Raw genomic sequence first — 20062 nt, forward strand, 5'->3', positions numbered from 1 at the left:
ATCTAAAATCTCGTTTATCTTCTATCCTTCTACTAGCCAACATATAACCAACTAATGAAGCTAGTCCAGCAATTATCCAATAACAAGTTCGTTTCATTAATTATTCCTCCTTTAGGAGTCCTGTATTTTAGAATGGACGAATTTTTCCTTTTTTCAAGAATAAGTTTAAACCACCCAATAAAAATAGATAACGATTATCTACAACCTTTTTCATGGCTGCTGCAGGTTTACCATATAATTTTGTCCCTCCGAAAACAGTTCCCATCGCATCAGTGACACCAAGGGATGCCACAGTACCTTTATCACTAAAGACAAAGTTTTCTAGTGGCTGATGATGCAATAAAGCTTTTATATTATTAGCACATGTTGTTGCATGCTGCATTGCAGCTTGAGCTGTTGGCGGGTATGGACGACCCTCTTTTTCATTCATTACCCAAGCACAGTCACCTAGGACAAATATATTTTCCTCTCCGGGTGCACGTAAATCACTATTTACCGTTACTTTTCCACGAGTTAATTCAAAACCAGAATTACCTAATACTGAATTCCCGGTAACCCCACCAGTCCAAACAACAGTACCTGCTTTAATTAATTCATTTCCTTCACCAACAATAAATCCTTCTTTCGTGCAGGATTGAATTTTGGCACCTTCTCTGAACTCAACACCTCGGGATTCCAATGATTTTTTCGCATAAGCAACTAACTCTTCGTCAAACCCTGGTAATATCGATGGAGAAGCCTCTACATTGATAATTTTGGGGATATTGCGGTCAATATCATATTTTCTACAAAGCTGCGGAACGCGTTCTGCTAGTTCTCCTACAAACTCCACACCAGTAAAGCCGCCTCCACCAACTAAGATCGTTAGACTGTGATCCTCTTTTGCTTCACTATTTTTGTACTGAGCAAATTGATATTCAATATGTTCACGTATTAATTGACTTGAGTCGATGTCTTGAATGAAAAAGGCGTGCTCCTCCATCCCTTTAATCCCAAATGTGTTTGTTTCAAATCCAAGGGAAATAACTAGATAGTCATAATTCACTTCACTATTTTCTAGAACAACTTGCTGCTGTTCCCGTTTAACTTCAACTACACTGTCATATATCAAACGGACGCGATTAGGATCAATAATATCACTAATCATGATTCTTGCTAGATTGTGGTTAATCGTACCAGCAGCAACCTCATGTAACCAAGTAGTTTGATAATGGTAATTATGTTTATTTATTAATACAATATCTGCTTCTTCTGGATGTAGTTTCTGCATCAATTTTTTAGTCGTCATCATACCAGCATAGCCTGCACCTAGGACAACTATTTTCGGTTTAGAATTCATTCATTCCCATCCTTTCTAATTTTAATAGTTATACTACATTCTCTTAACTGTAAAGATATGTGTGCTAATTTCCAATGAATACCAATATGAACTTATAGTTATCTTAGCAAATTTTGTTCAAATAGGCTAATCATGTAGAAGTTATGTTTTCCAACATATTTTATGATGTCTAAAATGAAAGGTATCATGCGAGAAAAAGGAAAAGAACTAATGAATAGTCAACAATGATACGTAATCATTAGAAAACTTGGTATTCGCCAAGCCTTTATGGTGAATCTTATGCAGGATAGGAAAGTTTATATTTTCCTATCTGCTAAAACATTTAACCGATACATTTGTAAAATGGGCCGGTTTATGAATTGACTACCATACATCTCCTCGTTCGTCTTTTCGCTTTTTCATTTCCTCTGTCCATTCATTTACACGCTCTTTGATTTCATTAGCTACCTCATCGATCTCTTCTATTTTATCGGAGCGAATATTTCTCCACTCATCTACACGTGCTCCATAACGTTCACTGATTAAATCTTGTAATACTCCCCGCTTGTCATCTAGAATAAGTTCTTTTTCTCTGATTATATGTAAAGCGTAATCATAGCGCTCACGTTCTTTGTCTATAATAGTTTTAATCTTTTGATGGTCTGTATCGTATTTTTCTCTTTCATCTAAGATCTCCCATGGGCCAGGTGCTTTTGTAAATGCCCATGCCAAATCAATTCTGGATGGAAGCCATTCATATTCAATAGTTTGTTTTAATTCAGTAGCATCATCAGCTGAATAGTATTCCCCGTTACCTGCCTCGGAAACATTCTTTAATTGTTCCTCAGCATCTTGATCAACATCAAAGCCAATAATATTGACTGAGCGATGCTCATTTTGTTCCACAAAATTTTCTGCTGCATGAACAGGATCCCCATCACAGGTTTCCACGCCATCACTAACAATATATAGTGTAATGGCTCCATCAACATTCGTGCTCATTTCCGCAGCCTTATGAATAGCACCTGCTAAAGGAGTCCAACCTTTACTTTCAAAGGTAGATAAGGATGCTTCGAAATTATCTTTGTTGTACGCACCCATTTCATAGATTTTTTCAATTCCATTACACGATAATTCCTTGTCTGCGCTCGATTCTGATCCTTGATGACCATAAACAACTAAGGATACTTCATTATCTTGACCGATAACATCCGCAAATCGCTTTACTGCATCTTTTGCAATGTCCATTTTGACTTCCCCATCTACACTTAGAAGCATACTTGAACTTGCATCCAACAAAATAATTGCCTTTCCAGCCTCTGGTTCAAGTTCAATCTCCTCTTTCGTTTTTCCTGGATAAGGAAGATATGGCTCTTCAAAATCTGGTTCAAACTCCTCTGCTTGTTCTAACACTTCTTTATAATTTGCTGTTCCTAATAAAAATGCCAATCCCTTTTCAAGCTCAAATGGATCCTCGACCACCGTAGTTAATGTAACTAATTGCTCCCGTAACTCTTCATCTATTTCCTGTAAAAATGCGTCCATATCCAATTCTAGTTCATTCTCCAACGATACATCGTTAACCAATAAGCCACCTAGTTGGTCCTTCATTTCTTCCCTTGTTTCAGGTAATACGATCGATTCCAGTTCTTCCATTACCTGAACAGCTTCTGGCTCAGACTGTTCTTCTTTTTTTTCTTCGGTCATAGCTGTTTTTTCTTCTCGTTCATTACCTTCCCCACCACTAACATCATTTGAGTCATCTTTACTACACCCAAAAAGTACTAACACTAATACGAACAAAATCGCAACTAAGCTTCTATACAAGGCTAAACTCCCCCATTTCTACCCATTCACTATATCACTAAGATTGAATATATCTAGTTAATTTGTCAATATTACAAATTTCCTAAAAATTACATACGATATGACTTTTTGCCTACAAAATAAAAAAGTCACGCAATTAGGTGACTTTTTACAATTATTTTGGAAGTACAATTGCATCATTTGCTAAATCCATAATGGTTGTTCCTGGATAATAATAAGCTAGGATCTCCTTATAATCTTTCCCATTTTCGGCCATGTAATGTGCGCCCCACTGACTCATACCAACCCCATGACCATATCCTCTTCCCTTCATCGTATATTGTTCATCGTCAGCTTCTAGTGAATCAATCAGATAGCTTTTAAAAATCGTACCACCAATCATTGGACGAATCTGATTTAAATTAATATCTTTTAGCTCCATTCGACGAAATAATACCGTTCCCTCGAATAATCTCTGCATAAACTCTACGGTAATGGAACCATTTTCACTTCGGCCAGATTCAAATGTATCATCAGATAACTCAAAACTAGGAATCGAAAGGATTTTAATATCACCTGGATACCCATTCCGTTGTAACCAGCCTTTCATTGTTTCGGTAATATCAGTATCCTTTTCTTCCAGCTCATCCCACCAATTGAACTTGTCCCATTCTATTTTTTCAAGCTCTATTTGCGTTTGGTTTAACGTAAAATCCCATGGATGTGTTGGATCATAGGGGTCATCCTTAACAGGAAAATACTGCATCGAGTTACCGCCCCATACATTTGCATTATTTTCTGTTACGCCTCCATTACTAGCCGAATAAAAGGTTTCAATTAATCGATTTTCATATGTAATCACTTCTCCTTTCGTTTCCTCTACTGCCTTGGTTGTGCTATCATCCCATGTATACCCTCCATAAACTTGGTATTGGATAGTATCATTGATCACTTCATTTAGCTTTGACACCGCGTAAGTTCGTGCTGCTAATGTCTGAGCTTTTAATGTTTCAATCCCCCAAGAAGAGAATACTTCAAATGGGACAACCCCTTTAAGATAATCCTCTAATGGAAGCTGATTTACCGGACGAATAAATTCATCCTTTTCTATCGTAAACTCCATTGCACCTAAATATGGCCGATCATCAATATAAATTTGATGCTCTTCATTATATTTCTCAGGGATTAAAATAAATGGCCCATTTAGTTTTTGTTTTTCTCTTTTATTGTTTTCTTGCAAATATAGTGAACCCTTTTGGACAGATAACGTATATGTCACTCCTTCCTGTAATTGTAGAGTAGGGTCAAACGAAAAAAATTCTCTGTTCAATTTAAATTCCAATTCTGTCGCTTCACCGACATAGTTAACTAGTTTAACGGTGACCATTTCATCTGCTTGTAATACATTTGGAAACATGAATAAAAATAAAGTTGTAAGCAATAGGATATTTTTTTTCATATTCATATTTTTTCTTCAGTAAGTAGGATTATGCAGGTAATTTCTAACAGGATATTAAAAACTAAGGCAGGATAGGAAAGTTTATTCATTCCTATCTGCAAAAAAAAGATTGACAGTAATGCCTACCTTTGTGTAATATCAAGTTAAGTTCATACGGTTACCTTTAAATCAGTCCCGTGAGACTGGCAAGGTGAAGCAGACATAGGTCTGTTATATAGTGAAAAACACTAGGTACATCCATACCTGATGTTTTTATGCTGCGCAAATGCACCTTGCTGATTATCGGCAAGGTGTTTTTTCATGGCTTCCTTTAGATGGTAACTGATGAACCTACTAATTAAAGGGAGAGAATATCATGGCAAAATATGATGAAATTCAAGTAGACCAACGTTTACCTTTTTTACAAAGCTTACCTCTGAGCTTACAGCACTTATTCGCAATGTTTGGTTCCACTGTTTTAGTTCCAGTACTTTTTGGAGTTAATCCAGCAACTATCCTACTAATGAATGGTATCGGAACATTGATTTATATTTTTATTACAAAGGGAAAGATTCCTGCTTACCTAGGTTCCAGCTTTGCATTTATTTCACCCGTTTTCGTTGTTTTGGGTCAGCATAATGGGGATGGTTACAGCTATGTGCTCGGTGGATTCTTGGCAGTAGGTATTGTACTAACAGTAGTTGGACTTATTGTTAGAGTAGCAGGAACAGCATGGATCGATGTCATGTTTCCACCGGCTGCAATGGGGGCAATCGTTGCCGTAATTGGTCTTGAGTTGGTTCCTGTAGCAGCTGAAATGGCAGGTTTAATCGCCCCGGCAGATGCTGATCCAAGTTGGGCAGTAGACCCGAAAGTAGCAACAGTTTCGATTTTAACACTAGCGATTACAATAGTTTGTTGGGTAACGCTTCGCGGTTTCTTTAAAATCATTCCAATACTAATTGGGATTGTTGCTGGTTATACAATTGCATATTTTACTGGTTTAGTAGATTTCACTTCAGTTGATGAAGCAGCTTGGGTATCAACACCAGAGTTATATCAAATGAAATTTGATTGGTCAGCAATTCTAGTTATTTTACCAGCAGCACTTGTATTAATACCGGAGCATATTGGACATTTATTTGTAACTAGTAACATTGTGAGAAAAGATTTAGCAAAAGATCCTGGATTGGATCGCTCACTAATGGGTAACGGTATATCTACCATTCTATCAAGTTTTGTAGGCTCTACACCAAACACAACCTATGGGGAAAATATCGGTGTCCTTGCTATTACTCGTGTGTACTCAACCTGGATTATTGGTGGTGCAGCAGTTATCGCAATCATTCTATCTTTCTCTGGAAAACTCGCTGCTCTTATCTCATCCATCCCCGCTGCCGTAATGGGTGGAATATCATTACTATTATTTGGGATCATCGCAGCAAGTGGGATTCGTATGTTAGTAGAAGCAAAAGTTGATTACAGCCGTTCCCAAAATCTAATTCTCACTTGTGTCGTTCTTGTTATTGGGATTAGTGGTGCTACAATTCAAGTTGGGGACGTTGCACTTACTGGAATGGGACTTGCAACTATTGTAGCAATCATATTGAGTTTATTGTTTAAGTTATTTGATGTTCTAAAGCTTTCTAATGAATAAGTGAGGAATCGGAATCAAAAGAGCAAACCAGAGTGTAGTTTGCTCTTCTTTTCCCCTTGTGCCTAATACACGTGAGGCTGGGGTAAGACTAAAGTACTCCATTCTAAAGACAAATGATTCAGGTTTAGGAAATTTAGGATGTTATTTTTTGCCTCAGGATCTTAACTTATAGTTGATATAAACTCTGCTGTAACTTCTTCGGCATAGTTTTTAACTTTCTTCCTATCCTTCGAAACAAGTGTTTTAACACCGCTCCAGCTGAATACTTCGCTTTCGGTGGGCACGGCCACAGCCTCTTATTAAATGGTATTACACTCCCGATTAATACACTTTTGTCTCACTTTCTCTTCACTACTTTTCAAACTCCATCTTCCAGCTATAATACTCATTATCGGTGTTTTTTTCATATCGTAAATAAGCATTAAACTTTTTACCTTGCTTACTAGTCAATCCTTTTACATATGCCTGTTTATTTGCAAGCAAGCTTTTGACCATTGTTTTAGTAGGACGCTTCTTCATCGCGCGAAGGTAAAAATCATTTTTCCAGATCACAAATTTGCAGCCTTTTTTCCAATTACTACAACCAAAACCTTTACTTCCTTCTTTAATATTGCCACCACACTCTGGGCACTTTCCCAATACCTCATTTGCTTTTCGGGTGGTTGAGGAGACCTCATGAATAATAATTTCTTTATCTCCTTTAATGGTAGAGACCGATCCCGTAGTAAAGTTATATACTAATTGTAAGAATTCACGTTTATGAACCTTTCCCTTTTGGATATCAGACAGTGTTTTCTCTAGTCGCCCTGTAAATTCTAAATCAAACAACTCTTTGACCGGGAATGTTTCTACTAGTTTACATCCAAGCTCTGTACATGTTAAATTTTTACTTTGAACAGTGATGTACCCTACATCCTTCAGTTTCTTAATCGTTTCAGCTCGTGTTGCAGGCGTTCCAATACTAAAACCAGTTAATATACTGCCCATTAATTCATCACTTTCATCCTCCTTGTAACTCTTCCCACAAGTCTCCATTACACGTAATAACGTTTTCTCTGTATGGTGTTTTGGTGGCTTCGTTACATGAGAGGTAACCTCTGAATTCTGCACTCGAACTAGATCATTCTTTTCTACTACTGGTAAAAGAGCATCTTTCGATTGAATGTTTTCAACCCTTTTCCAGCCCACTACTAATTGAACTTTACCCTTGGATGAAAAATATCCTTTAACCTCTGCATCGTTAATAGTTGTCTTTAGCTTTGTTTCTTCATATTCAGCAATAGGCATAAACTGCATGATTAGACGATTCTTTATTGCTGTGTATACAATATGCTCGTCTTTAGTTAGGCGCTTTGGCTTAACATACGTTGGGATAATAGCACTATGGCTCTCCACTTTTGCATTATTGAATACTCGTTTGGTTTTCATAAACTTGATTTCATCTTTGTACGGCAAATCTTCAGCTAACGACTTTACAACTTTGGCTGTTTTTCCTACTAAACTTTCATCTAGAGCAATACTTGAAGTTCTTGGATAGGTAATAAATTTTTTCTCATATAGTGATTGTGCTACCTTCAAAACCTTATCAGAGGTCCATCCTTTATATTTACTCGTAATATAACCTTGTAAGTTTGATAGATTAAATAGGTACGGTGGAAATTCTTTCTTTTTTTCCACTTTCTTTTCGATCACAGTCGCCTGCTTTTGTTCTATATGCTGCAGTACTTCCTCTAGCAATTCTTTTTTCTTAAACTTTTCTTCCTTACCTTCTACATATGTACCTTGATACTCCTTGCCTGCCTCTGTTTGAAAGGTTGCAATTAGTTTAAAATAATCCTCTGGGTTAAAATTTTCTATCTCTTTGTCTCGATCATAAATAATCTTTAATGTAGGCAATAGTACACGACCTATGTTAAGCGCCTTTCCTTTTCCTTTCTGATATTTTAATGTGGCAACTGAGGTAAGATTTATTCCGATGATCCAATCGGCCCACTGTCTGCTAACACCTGCATCCTGCAATGGTCGTAATTGTTCATTCGGTTTTATATTTTCTAATCCTTGTATAACTTCATCCTTAGTCCATTCATTTAATAATAACCGAAAAACTGGCTTTTTCGGTTTAGCACGATAGATTATACTGTCCCCGATGACTTGTCCTTCTCGATCATAGTCACATGCGGAAATAACCATATCCACATCATGACGGTTCATTAAATAATGAATGGTTTTCAGTTGTTTTTCCGCACCACGATCCGCTTTATCCCGATTTCGAGGATCACTTTTTACTTTATATTCAAATTTTTGAGGAATAAATGGAAAGTTGTCCATCTTCCATCTAGCCATTTTGGAATCATAATCCTTTGCATCAAAGAGCTGTAATAAATGACCAAATGCCCAGGTAATGATATAATTCTGGCTCTCAAAATATCCATCATTTTTTGACTTAATAGCTAAAGCATCCGCGATATTTTTTGCGACAGAAGGTTTTTCTGCAATAATTAATTTCATAATTAAAACACCCATTTCATATAAAAGTTCAAGTTATCGGTAAGTTGATTGGAAGGAAAATGCGGAAAAAAAGAGGTGGGATCAATAGATGCTTTCTATTATACTATAATTTGCCAACCGTTTCTAATAAAGATTAGAGACTGCATACATAGCAGCCTCCCATATTCGTTACTATTTTGTATCTGGATCTGGTATATCATCTGACTTCCTAAGTGCTGCTGGAGGAGTATCATGAATGTATGGAGGTGCAGGATTCAGTTTCGGTTTATCTCCAAATGGTACAGGATTTTCAAAATAATTAAACTGACCTAATCCATCAATACTTGGACCGTATGCCCAGCGACCCTTTGCACTCTTTGTTCCAGCTGAATTATTATAAAAGGTATAAGCTACTTCCTGCTTTTCTAATTCTCTTGGGAACGTACTAGGTACAACAATGTTCTCTTTTGCTTCTAACTCCAAGCATGCTGCATACCATTGGTTTTGATGCATCGTATCTCTGGCAATTAACCAGGAAAGCATATCTTTTACACCACGGTCATCCGTTTGTTCGTATAATCGCACCGCTTGTAGTCTTCCTTGTGATTCCGCGTTCAGGTTGGCACGGAAATCTGCCAGTAAGTTTCCACTAGCTATAATATAATCAGCTGTCCAACGATTTCCATTTGAATCTGCTGGCATTGCGCCTAATCCTGATACAATTGTATGTTGAGGGTTTGATCCTCCTAAAATAGCAGCAACAATAGGATTTTTTGCCGCTTCATCTAACTCAACATCTGGGGCACCATCCAGTAATCTAGCAATCATTGTAGCTAGCATCTCAATGTGTGCCAATTCTTCTGTACCGATATCCATTAACATATCACGGTACTTTCCATCACCACGAGTATTCCAACCTTGAAATAAATATTGCAATGCTACCGAAATCTCTCCAAACTGCCCACCTAAAATCTCTTGGAGCTTTCGTGCAAAGACTGGATCTGGGCATTCTGGTTTCGCATGATATTGTAATTCCTTCACATGATAAAACAAAAATCTCACTCCTTCATGAAATGGGTAAAAAACCACTCTCTAACTAGTTATTCATCTAGATGACAATTGGTGACTAAAATGCTCGCCCAATTTTCTAGGCTACTAGATATTCTGTAAGTGAAAAGGTACACTAGAAAAAACAATATAAATTATGAAGGTACAAAAATGATAGCGGATATTAAAAAAGTAGGGACCAACTACCAAGCAATCTTTTCAAGAAAGCTTCTTCATTCTGTTGAAGATGTATGGACTATGTTTACGGAAAATGAAAAGTTAAAACAGTGGTTTGATGAACTATGTGTGGGAAAACTTCGTGAAGGGGGATACTTCAAACTAAGGATTTGACATAAACGGGCACTCATCAGTGGTATAAGTGACCAAACACTCCTCGGAGAATCAGAAACAGGCACTCATCTGCGTTATGAGTGACCAAACACTCTTCGGAAAATCAAAAACGGGCACTCATCAGTGTAATGAGTGACCATTTACTCTTCGGAATATCAAAAACGGTCACTCATCTGCGTTATGAGTGACCAAACACTCTTCGGAAAATCAAAAACGGGCACTCATCAGTGGTATGAGTGACCATTTGCTCTTCGGAAAATCAAAAACGGGCACTCATCTGCGTTATGAGTGACCAAACACTCTTCGGAAAATCAGAAACGGGCACTCATCTGCGTTATGAGTGACCATTTACTCTTCGGAGAACCAGAAACAGGCACTCATCTGCGTTATGAGTGACCATTTACTCTTCGGAAAATCAAAAACGGCCACTCATCAGTGGTATGAGTGACCATTTACTCTTCGGAGAATCAAAAACGGGCACTCACAAGTGGTATGAGTGACCATATACTGGTCGGAGAACCATAAACGGGCACTCACAAGTGTTATAAGTGACCAAACGCTCTTCGGAGAATCAAAAACGGGCACTCATCAGTGTTATAAGTGACCAAACACTCTTCGGAATATCAAAAACGGGCACTCATCAATGGTATGAGTGACCATTTACTCTTCGGAAAATCAAAAACGGGCACTCATCAGTGGTATGAGTGACCAAACACTCTTCGGAGAATCAAAAACGGTCACTCATCAGTGTAATGAGTGACCTAACGCTAGTCGAAAAACAAAAAACGGGTATTCATCGGCGTTATGATCTTTTAACAGCTATTGTAAAGAGTGTAGCTTTTACCGAGAATTAAAGCATAGCGAGTAATTGATTTACATTGTAATGCAATTTATCAATTTGAAAACTGTATAACCATTAAAAAACAATTTATATCTAAACTCTAACCAATTCTTCTAGATTTTCAAGCTCTTTCCCTAAGTATTTAGCTACTTCGAGCATCCCAAATTTGCCACTAATAGCTTCCGCTTCACTATTATAATTCGTATTCGTATTAATATCATAGGTGTAAATTCGGCCGTTTTTATCTTGGATAAACTCAATTCCTGCTATTTTTATATCATTAGCAGCAAGAACACGCTCGTATTTTTTTAAGATGGGATGATCAAAATCATCTAATATTTGAAACTTAGATGGAGTTGAAGCACTTTCTCCTACTGCACAAAACAGATCGTCAATCGTACAAGCATCTGCTGGGCACAATTCAAACCCTTCAGAAGTATCGACTCGAACCGCATACAGAAACTTTCCACCAACAAATTCACAGCGTGTAATATATGAATCTGGTGACTCGATATATTCTTGCAGCAATGTAATACCGTCTATTGAATCATCAAAGTGTTCACCTTCGACGTAATCCTGAAACGCTTCTATAGAACGGAAAAGCTGAACACCTAGCCCTTTTCCTGCACGATTATGTTTGGTGATAAACCTTTTCCCTGCAAATGTTTTAGCAGCTTCTACTAATTCTTCTTTTCCAACCGCTGCAACAGTCTTCGGTGTTGGTACACCATGCTTTTCAAGCTCCAAATATTGTAATACCTTACTTACCTCTAATTGCAATGCACGACTCCCATTGATTACTTCTCTGCCATATTGTTCCAGCCATGATAGAACTGCACTCGATAATTCTGGAGCATAGCGGTGGCCTCTTGTATGAGAAGATGCACTCATCCTACTGTAGAAAATTCCCTCTGGTGGCTCTGAAGTAAGGTGAACTTTTCCAGAATCTAATAACCAATCCTCGTAAGGAATCTGTAGTTCATCTAATCGCTTAAATAAATGCTCTGTCCATTCGTTGTTTTCATGTATCACATAAATTTTACTCAATCTAGTTACCCCTTTATTGTTTCGTCAATTGTTCACGTAATTCATCTACTTTTGGCATAACCTGTTTAGAAAATCGTTCCAATTCTTCTAATTGTGGAGAACACTGTAGTAATAATAGGTCAACCCCTACATTTTCATAGGCTAAAATTTGCTTTGCAATTTGCTCTGGTGTTCCAATCAAATTCGGTCGTAAGCCACGGTTAGATACAGAATAGTCCTGTAGTTGGATTTGTTGCTCCAGTTCGGATTTAGATGTAAAATCTTTAAATCCAGCATAACCACTTGTATCTTTTACCGTCGTAATACGTGTTAATTCTTTCTGCGCTTCTTCTTCGGTATCACGGCATATTACATAAGCAGCCATTCCAAATGATTGTAATGGTTCTCGTCCAGCCTTCATTCGTCGTTCTTTCATATCAACAATCTTTGCACCAACTTCCTCAACCGTACCACCGTGCATCACATATGCATCACAATGGGAAGTAATGACATCTTTCCCTTTTTCACTTTCCCCACCAGCATATAATACTGGATTAGGTCGCTGCACTGGTTTTGGTGAGAGAACCGTATTTTCAATTTGATAAAACTTACCGTCATAGGAGAACTGATCTTCTGTCCATAAGCCTCTTAAAATTTCAACAAACTCATTTGTCCGATCGTATCGTTCATCATGCTCGGTAAAATCTCCACCATATTGCTTCGCTTCTCCTTCCCACCAACCTGAGACGATGTTTAATGTGAATCGGCCATTACTGATATGATCAATATTCGATGCCATTTTTGCTGTCACTGCAGGATTATGAAAAACTGGTCGTACAGCTGCCATAATTTCAATTTTTTCCGTAACAGCTGCTAATGCTGCAGCAGTAGACCAAGCTTCTAGAGAATCCTGATCTGGTCCCTTAATATCATTTAAATACAACTCCGCAATTAATGTTGTATCATAACCCCAATTTTCGGCATTCTGAATAACTTTCTTTGCGTAATCAAATGTTGGTGGCATCCCCTCATCTTCAACATTCCGTAACCAACCACCAAAAATAGGTAACCAAAATCCATATTTCATCCTGAATCACTCCTGTTTTCTCTTTGGTATAAAACAAAAAACCCTTTTCTAGTCGATAAGAAAAGAGTTTATAATCTAAGCAATATGATTTTCCCCCTCTCATCTTTCAAGCTTTATGCTTGCTGGAATTGGCACAGTATTCTAGAAAGAACCTGTTGCCGAGGCTTCAAAGGGCCATCTCCCTCCACCTCTCTGGATAAGAATAAAGATTAATTATTAAATTGTTAAAACTTATAATATATTACGACAGTTAAACTGTCAACAAAAATAACTTAAAGATCTTCACGAATATATTCCACCATTCGATCAATCACTTGTGGCCCATCCTCTTCATCTAAAAGATTATTTAATAAAATGGAAAAGATAAGTGTTTCTTTCCCTTCATCCGTAATATAACCTGACAACGTACTGACACCAGCGATTGTGCCAGTTTTTGCCTGGACCGACAAGTCACCCATACGAAATCTCAATGTTCCACCAATCATTCGTTCTGGATTACCAGCAACCGGTAAAGATCCAAAATATGTCTCAAACCAAGGTTCATCCATTGCCGCATATAAAAGCTTTGTAAGTTCATTTGGTGGAAGTAACGTAACATGCGAGATACCAGATCCATCACGAATCACTAGATTTTCGATATCAAGGCCAATCTTTTTTAATTCTTCCTCCATAACCTCTATTCCTTTTTCCCAGCTTCCTTCGTCATGTACCTGTTTTCCCATTTCTTTTACTAAAATTTCTCCATGTACATTATTACTTAATTTCATAAATGGAATAAGAAGTTCTGATAATGGCATGGATTTATGGGCATATAATAAATTGCTATTTTTGTTTACTCTTCCCTGCTTTACCATACCAGTCCACGTGATCCCTTGTTCTTGTAGTGCATGACCAAATAAATCCATCGCATATAAAGATGGTTCCCAAACTGCCATCCACTCGGTTATACTTGGTGATCCAACTGGAATAGGTCCTTCAATTGTAATCGTATTTTCACCATGCTTACGGTTCAGTGTTAAATCTTCTTCTTCCTCACTAGCAACTGTTTCAGCAGTACTTTCAATTTTGATATATGTAGTGTCTGGTGAAACAGAAATCGTTGGTTGATCTCCTGGCTTACTTCCTGGGGACACTTTAACAATAACCGAACCAGAATCGTAATCCTTATCAGGTGATGCAGTTAAAGCAGAGATTTGTGCTCCGTAATACCAGTGCTCATCACTCCAATCCAAATCACGAGACAAACGAACATCATCATACCATGTATCATCACCAATAAGATCACCATTAATTTCCTTAATTCCGCTTTCCTTTACTTTTTTCGCAAAAGCTTCAAAATCCTCTGGTACTAAAGTTGGGTCTCCTTTCCCCTTTAAAATCAGATCGCCCTCTAGTATATTTCCTTTTACCTCTCCATTTGCCCATAATTCAGTTGGAAACCTATGATCCTCCCCTAGTACAGATAATGCTGCATAGCCTGTTAATAGCTTCATATTCGAGGCTGGACGTAATCGCGTATTCCCTAATTGTTCATAAAGTAATGCACCATTAGCAGCAGAGCGTACACTAATTCCAACTAGCGCCCCATTTAAAATTGGTTCATTCTTGATGTAATCTTCAAGTTTTGTCAACTGAACAACATCTCGATTACTGATGACTTCCTTACTCTCTTGTTTCAAGGTGTTTTTCCCCTCCACAGATTGGGCTTGTCTCGTATCAGGACTTGATGAAAACATCACTATTGCTATTCCTATAAAGAAAATAAGTAACAACCCAACCCCAAGCTTAAAAAACTTCAGAATAATCAACTCCCAATACCTTTATTTTCTTTATAGTTTGTGCAGCAACAGCCCTTTTTAAAAAGTTATTCACTATATTTTTGATTGATGATTGATTTTATAGCTAATCTTCAAAAAAGGGATGGAAAATATCCACATCTGATGCTGCGCTTCAAGAATACCTCGTTCTATTTCTTTTACTTGAAAATCTTCTTCAATTGGTAATCGAAACAAAAATTTGTTTATGGCTAAATAAATTCCTGAATCAGCTTGTACACTGGATCCTTTTCTACTTGTTAATTGCAAATTATCATTACTTTGGTTTAGCTCCAAAATTCCAATCATACTGGAAGCTGGTAATGGTAGTGCTATATTCATATAAGTTCGTCCATGTGATTGATGAAATCCGTATAAGGCAACAAACACCGTTTCCCCATTCACTTTCCTTATCCAAGCCCTTGTTCCTAATCTACCATCTAACTGATCGTCAATGGAGAAAATATCACCAGTCATTTCAACTTCTTTACTTAATAGAGGTAGATTCAGTTGTTTCGTATACCGACTTACAAACCGATAACAGGCAGCAAATGGAAGAAACCAATGATACCATTTAATTTTAGCAAAAAGACGATATTCCGATGTATTTTCATAAAAATCAGCTATAGTAGTTGACAATGAGTGTAAGTCGATATGAGGTTCATAAACTCTCATATCATCCACTAATCCTTGGTACATACGGTCATCAACTTTTCCATCCACAAAACCCTCCCCAATAGATAAGCCTCCTCTTAATCTACTTACTGGAAACGTCCGTTTTATAAAATTTGTAGGTGGTACATTAATACTCCAACCAATTACCCCAACGAAAGCAAATAGTAAAGAATTAACCACTCCATGAAAACGAAGCATAAAGTCTATGGTTACAGAATAATTGTTGGTCATATTTCCAAGGGAATACAACAAGGAAAATAAAATAGTTATCCCTAATGCCATAAACGATACACAAACGAACCATTTTTGAGTTATCTTATTGAACGGTGCCTTCAACGAAATTACAATCAATCCAAAGATGCCAAAAATATAAAATAATACAGATATTACTTCAATAATCGGTGAAAACGCAATTCCAAGTGCCACAATCATAGGGGCTGCAAGTAGGGCTAATCCAACAAAGGTATACATCGGAGGCTTATACATCCTACCTAAAAACCCAATAAAAATTGGTAGTAAAAAAGCTGCGTAATGAAAATGGATAGCTGTTAGCCATGTTAGAATTGGTGAAAATCCGGTATTGATTCCTACTTCATAAGCTAAAAACCAGCCACCGCCAATTGCAATATAGATTAATCCAATATTAATCATACATTCTTCTATATATTCGAAGCCTCGGTTTATAAATCTTATAATGCCAAATGCCAACACGGCTATGGTAAACAAGAAATAAATGAATGCTAATAATGAATCTATCATTGGATTTTCAGTAACTTGCAACATAAATACGGACATCGTGGACGGAATGGACAGGTAGCCTAGATACGTTGATATGGTTGTTCGTTGATCTCGAATTACTAGATGAAGGACAAATGGTACGAACACTACTTGTGCTACAGTAAGGAGTACGTCATACCAAGGTTCAACTCCAATAAAAACAACCATTACTATTAATATAATACTATTAATAATTGCTAGATTACGTAATATCATCGTGGGTAAACGTCCCTTCATAAGCAAAAAGCCTGCCAACAATTGGATTGATAACCGTAACATAAATGATATAGATGGATTCCTTTGGATCAAATTCCTCTCTCACGGTAGCAATCCCTTGAAATAGTCTAGGTAAAGGAATTTCCAACCTCCCTAATACCAATCGTTGTCTACTAGATTTGATGATTAGTCCGCCAGTATCCGTCACATCAAGAACTAAATCAGAATAGAAAATAGAAGGTTCTCCAAAATAATCTTTAATAACCTTTTTCTCTTGGTCAAAACTCATTAACGCGTTGAAATATCGCTTTTTCTTTTCAAAGTAAAATATTCTCTCCCAGTGTACTTGTTGCTCTCCATTTTTAGCTATTAAAGGAGTATTTACAATCTGAAATGGAATATTCTTACCATGCTCAGGGAAAAGTAACTTCCTTCTAGTGCCCATGAAAAATAGTGGATATAACATCCTAGGTCCACCATGGATCGTTTTCATGACACCAGTAGCTGTATATGATACATTGCCTTCCAACTCATACCGTTTTTGTAACATCGGGTGAAGCTCTTTAAATTTCTCGCCTAAGACTTGTTTATAAATAGACATGTCACACCTAACGCTTTCTCTTACAATTCTTCGCCGTTGGAACACCCTTACTTAACAATATCCCAATTACGGAAAGTATAATTAATGCTAAATTAAACGTTAATGGATTAAAAGGTTGTATGACGTATCCAGGCTCAGCAAGGATTGCTCCAAGCATGAGAATTGGAAACATTACTACCTGGACGACAAATAGTCGCCTTTTATTACGATAGAATAGCCACAGAACTCCAAATAACATTTCTAGCACACCCGCTACATACACCATGAATTCACCTTGGCTATATGTTAATGGGATTGTCTTGGTTAACATAGTTACCTCATCAGGATACATATACAATAGTTTTGGGACCAGTCCATGATAGATCCATATAAGTGCAAAGAAAAATGATAGAATCCAAGTACAAAAAAACCTGATATACTGTGATGCAGGGGTTTCTCCTTTTTCTAGCCAATTTTTTAATACATCAAAGCTAAGTGCCGTTCCCCACCCTATCATCGGCCGGAAAATGAGCTTATCAAATAATGCTCCTAACTTACCAAAACTAGGTTCATAATTATATTGTGTTAAAAACGTAATGGAATGATTGGACTCAGGTATATATTTCCAATACCCTCTACCCTCTCTAATAATCGAAATAGATTGGTCTGTACCAAAATGTAAAGAAGACGTTCGAGATCCGTCCTCTGCATGATGACCACCTACACTCCGTCCCCATCCTTCAATTTCTAGTCCAAAGCCTATTTTCGTTTTATATGAAAACTCCTGTGGTTTACCGTCTTTCTTTGGCATATAGGTAATCGATGAAAAACGTAGATCCCATTGTTCATGTAAATCAGGCTGTTGTGTTGCTTGCCAAAGCTTGGCCATGTCTGTATGTAAAGGAATTTCAACGTAGATGGGATTATGTTTCATGCTAGTCCACCCCCGGCAATAGATTATTACGTTCTTAATTTTAGAGAACTCTAGTGATAATGCTCAAATAAATTCGAAGCGCAATTAGAGAAGTTATATACTGTATGATGTAACTTAAGTATAAGATTAACGTATAAAAGTAATCCATTTATGTTCTTTCAAAGCCGATACTTCCAACGAACGTCATTACGTTTATTCTAACATAATTAACCACCACCTATGACTGTTTATTAGAAAATAAGAGCCTTTCCCATTTGAAAAAGACTCTTATCTCCCTAACTTAATTCTAATTTCTTTTTCTCCTGTAACAAGCGTTTAAACTCTTCATCTAATTCGGGTGTTGGTTCTATACTTAACCTACTAAGCACATCAGAAATTTTAGTTTCTAACACCATTAATTGTTCTTCTTTGGTATCCCTGCGATTATTTGGCTCAAACTGAATATACGCTTCATATTGACCATCAAATATCGTTATTTCCTGGCTATCAATATGCAAAACTCGGTTAGCGATATGCTGGATAAAGCGACGATCATGTGAAATAAGAATAATTGTTCCCTCATATTGTTTCAGTAATGACTCTAAAGCCTCTACTGCAGTTATGTCTAGAAAATTAGTTGGTTCATCTAGTACTAAGGTATTTATTTCACTAAGAAATATTTTTGCAAACGCTACTTTAACACGCTCACCACCACTTAGTACCTTTACCTGTTTATTAACATCATCTCCGAAAAAATGTAGCCTTGCTAAAACTGTTCGAATTAAGGTCATTTCCTGTGAAGAAGATTCCATCACATTTTCTAAAATGGTTTTATCTACATCTAAAATATCTAGGTTTTGACTAAAATACCCAATTTGAACTGCTGGAGAAATCTGAATTCCTTTTTCTTGAGAAATGATTTTTCTAATTAGTGTCGTTTTCCCCGTACCATTGTCACCAATGATAGCTAGTTTGTCTCCAGCTTTTATTTGAAAGCTCGCTTTTTCCCATAATATTCTTGAACCAATTCTTCCTTCCACCTCTTCTACACGAAGGATAACTCGATTTTTTAACGTTTTGGCACCAACAATATCCATGTTTAACGGTGCCTCTTCCTTCACCTTCTCTACCTTTTCTAGCTTTTCAATTCGTGTTTTAATTGCTTTTGCTGTTGTTTCTAATTTCTTTTGCTTTTTGGCAAAGTAAGGTTTCGCACCCATTTGCTTAGAGTCAGAATCACTTTTTTTATTAGGGTTTTTAGTAGCTCGTGCTGCCTTTTTCTTCTTTTGTTCTAGGGCATTTTCTAACTGTTTTTTCTTGCTAATATACTGTTCATAAGCAGCTTGCTGTTGTCTTATCTCTAAGTCTCGCTGTTCTTCATAGTCAGAATAATTACCGAGATATTCGGTTACCGTAGCATCCTTAACCTCCCAGATTTTTGTACATAGTGCATCCAAAAATGCACGATCATGAGAAACGATAACCAATGCACCGTTAACTCGTTTTAATTGCTTCTCTACCTTTTCAATATGAACTGTATCTAGATTTGTAGTTGGTTCATCAGCAAATAATAGGTCTGCTTTTGCAGCAAGCGCTTGATTAATATACTCTTGTGTTACTTCCCCACCACTTTGCGTCGTATCGGTTCGTTTAAGCTGTGGTAAGAGTTTACGACTAGCTTCGGTTACAATTATTCCAGATTTCGGTTTGATTTTTCCTGATAATATATTTAGTAATGATGTCTTTCCCGAACCATTCTTTCCAATGACACCAATACAATCGTTCTGTTGAATCTGTACCTGTTCAATATTCAATAATTCTTTTCCCTGCACTTCATATTCAATATGTTTTGCTTCTAATATAACCATAAAATCATCCCCATCTTATATTATTGGGAAGTTATAAATTAAAAAGCTTCCCATTCATCTTCATCATGAAGAATAGGAAGCTGTGGTTAAATAAATCAAAAGTTATAACTGCACAAGCCTTGCAACAGATATATCCTAGCTTTTGATTATAGGTATACTTA

At 37.0% G+C, this 20062-nt stretch carries 15 protein-coding genes and 1 riboswitch; of the genes, 2 read left to right on the forward strand and 13 right to left on the reverse strand.

Annotated features, from left to right (window positions below; translation table 11 throughout):
- Positions 1-127: 127 nt before the first annotated feature.
- The 3 genes from GMD78_RS18155 to GMD78_RS18165 form a co-directional block, all read right to left on the reverse strand.
- Complete coding sequence (locus tag GMD78_RS18155; protein ID WP_155670934.1) at positions 128-1339, reverse strand: NAD(P)/FAD-dependent oxidoreductase; 1212 nt, start codon at positions 1337-1339, stop codon at positions 128-130.
- 363 nt (positions 1340-1702) lie between these two features.
- Entirely contained in the window at positions 1703-3145 is a 1443-nt protein-coding gene (locus GMD78_RS18160; RefSeq protein ID WP_155670936.1) for a vWA domain-containing protein, read from the reverse strand.
- A 154-nt stretch (positions 3146-3299) separates the two neighbouring features.
- The gene (locus GMD78_RS18165) at positions 3300-4589 is read right to left on the reverse strand and encodes a SpoIID/LytB domain-containing protein (protein ID WP_246187697.1); all 1290 of its coding nucleotides are present in this window, start codon (positions 4587-4589) and stop codon (positions 3300-3302) included.
- A gap of 349 nt (positions 4590-4938) precedes the next feature.
- On the opposite strand from GMD78_RS18165, the gene uraA reads away from it, so the two are divergent.
- The gene (uraA, locus tag GMD78_RS18170; RefSeq protein WP_155670940.1) at positions 4939-6219 is read left to right on the forward strand and encodes a uracil permease; all 1281 of its coding nucleotides are present in this window, start codon (positions 4939-4941) and stop codon (positions 6217-6219) included.
- A gap of 161 nt (positions 6220-6380) precedes the next feature.
- Here the strand turns inward: uraA and GMD78_RS21775 are convergent, their stop codons facing one another.
- From GMD78_RS21775 to GMD78_RS18180, 3 genes are all read right to left on the reverse strand, one after another.
- Positions 6381-6503, reverse strand: coding sequence for a hypothetical protein (locus tag GMD78_RS21775; protein WP_281349727.1), 123 nt, complete (start codon positions 6501-6503; stop codon positions 6381-6383).
- 67 nt (positions 6504-6570) lie between these two features.
- Positions 6571-8727: a type IA DNA topoisomerase gene (locus tag GMD78_RS18175; RefSeq protein ID WP_155670942.1), complete on the reverse strand. Its 2157-nt coding sequence runs from the start codon at positions 8725-8727 to the stop codon at positions 6571-6573.
- Between the two features lie 171 nt (positions 8728-8898).
- On the reverse strand, positions 8899-9759 hold the full coding sequence (locus tag GMD78_RS18180) for a manganese catalase (protein WP_155670944.1): 861 nt from the start codon (positions 9757-9759) through the stop codon (positions 8899-8901).
- 165 nt (positions 9760-9924) lie between these two features.
- Between GMD78_RS18180 and GMD78_RS18185 the strand changes: the two genes are divergently transcribed.
- The gene (locus GMD78_RS18185) at positions 9925-10104 is read left to right on the forward strand and encodes an SRPBCC domain-containing protein (RefSeq protein WP_155670946.1); all 180 of its coding nucleotides are present in this window, start codon (positions 9925-9927) and stop codon (positions 10102-10104) included.
- Positions 10105-11038: 934 nt separating this feature from the next.
- Here the strand turns inward: GMD78_RS18185 and GMD78_RS18190 are convergent.
- The 7 genes from GMD78_RS18190 to GMD78_RS18220 all read right to left on the reverse strand — a co-directional run bounded on the left by GMD78_RS18190 (position 11039) and on the right by GMD78_RS18220 (position 19901).
- Positions 11039-11992, reverse strand: coding sequence for an ATP-grasp domain-containing protein (locus GMD78_RS18190; protein ID WP_155670947.1), 954 nt, complete (start codon positions 11990-11992; stop codon positions 11039-11041).
- 13 nt (positions 11993-12005) lie between these two features.
- Positions 12006-13058 (reverse strand): LLM class flavin-dependent oxidoreductase, encoded by a 1053-nt coding sequence (locus GMD78_RS18195; RefSeq protein ID WP_155670948.1) that lies wholly within the window; start codon positions 13056-13058, stop codon positions 12006-12008.
- Positions 13059-13154: 96 nt separating this feature from the next.
- A riboswitch (SAM riboswitch) is annotated at positions 13155-13261 on the reverse strand.
- Between the two features lie 69 nt (positions 13262-13330).
- Entirely contained in the window at positions 13331-14860 is a 1530-nt protein-coding gene (gene dacB / locus GMD78_RS18200; protein WP_425495064.1) for a D-alanyl-D-alanine carboxypeptidase/D-alanyl-D-alanine endopeptidase, read from the reverse strand.
- 69 nt (positions 14861-14929) lie between these two features.
- Positions 14930-16561, reverse strand: a complete 1632-nt coding sequence (locus tag GMD78_RS18205; protein WP_196493862.1) for a YndJ family protein — start codon at positions 16559-16561, stop codon at positions 14930-14932.
- The gene (locus GMD78_RS18210; RefSeq protein WP_155670950.1) at positions 16527-17141 is read right to left on the reverse strand and encodes a DUF4166 domain-containing protein; all 615 of its coding nucleotides are present in this window, start codon (positions 17139-17141) and stop codon (positions 16527-16529) included. Before GMD78_RS18210 ends, GMD78_RS18205 begins: the two co-directional genes overlap by 35 nt.
- Positions 17142-17148: 7 nt before the next feature.
- The gene (locus GMD78_RS18215; RefSeq protein ID WP_155670951.1) at positions 17149-18054 is read right to left on the reverse strand and encodes a DoxX-like family protein; all 906 of its coding nucleotides are present in this window, start codon (positions 18052-18054) and stop codon (positions 17149-17151) included.
- 275 nt (positions 18055-18329) lie between these two features.
- A complete protein-coding gene (locus GMD78_RS18220) occupies positions 18330-19901 on the reverse strand; it encodes a Vga family ABC-F type ribosomal protection protein (protein WP_155670952.1) in 1572 nt (523 codons plus the stop codon).
- Positions 19902-20062: the final 161 nt, after the last annotated feature.

Source organism: Ornithinibacillus caprae (genome assembly GCF_009728145.1).
Taxonomy (GTDB): domain Bacteria; phylum Bacillota; class Bacilli; order Bacillales; family Amphibacillaceae; genus Ornithinibacillus; species Ornithinibacillus caprae.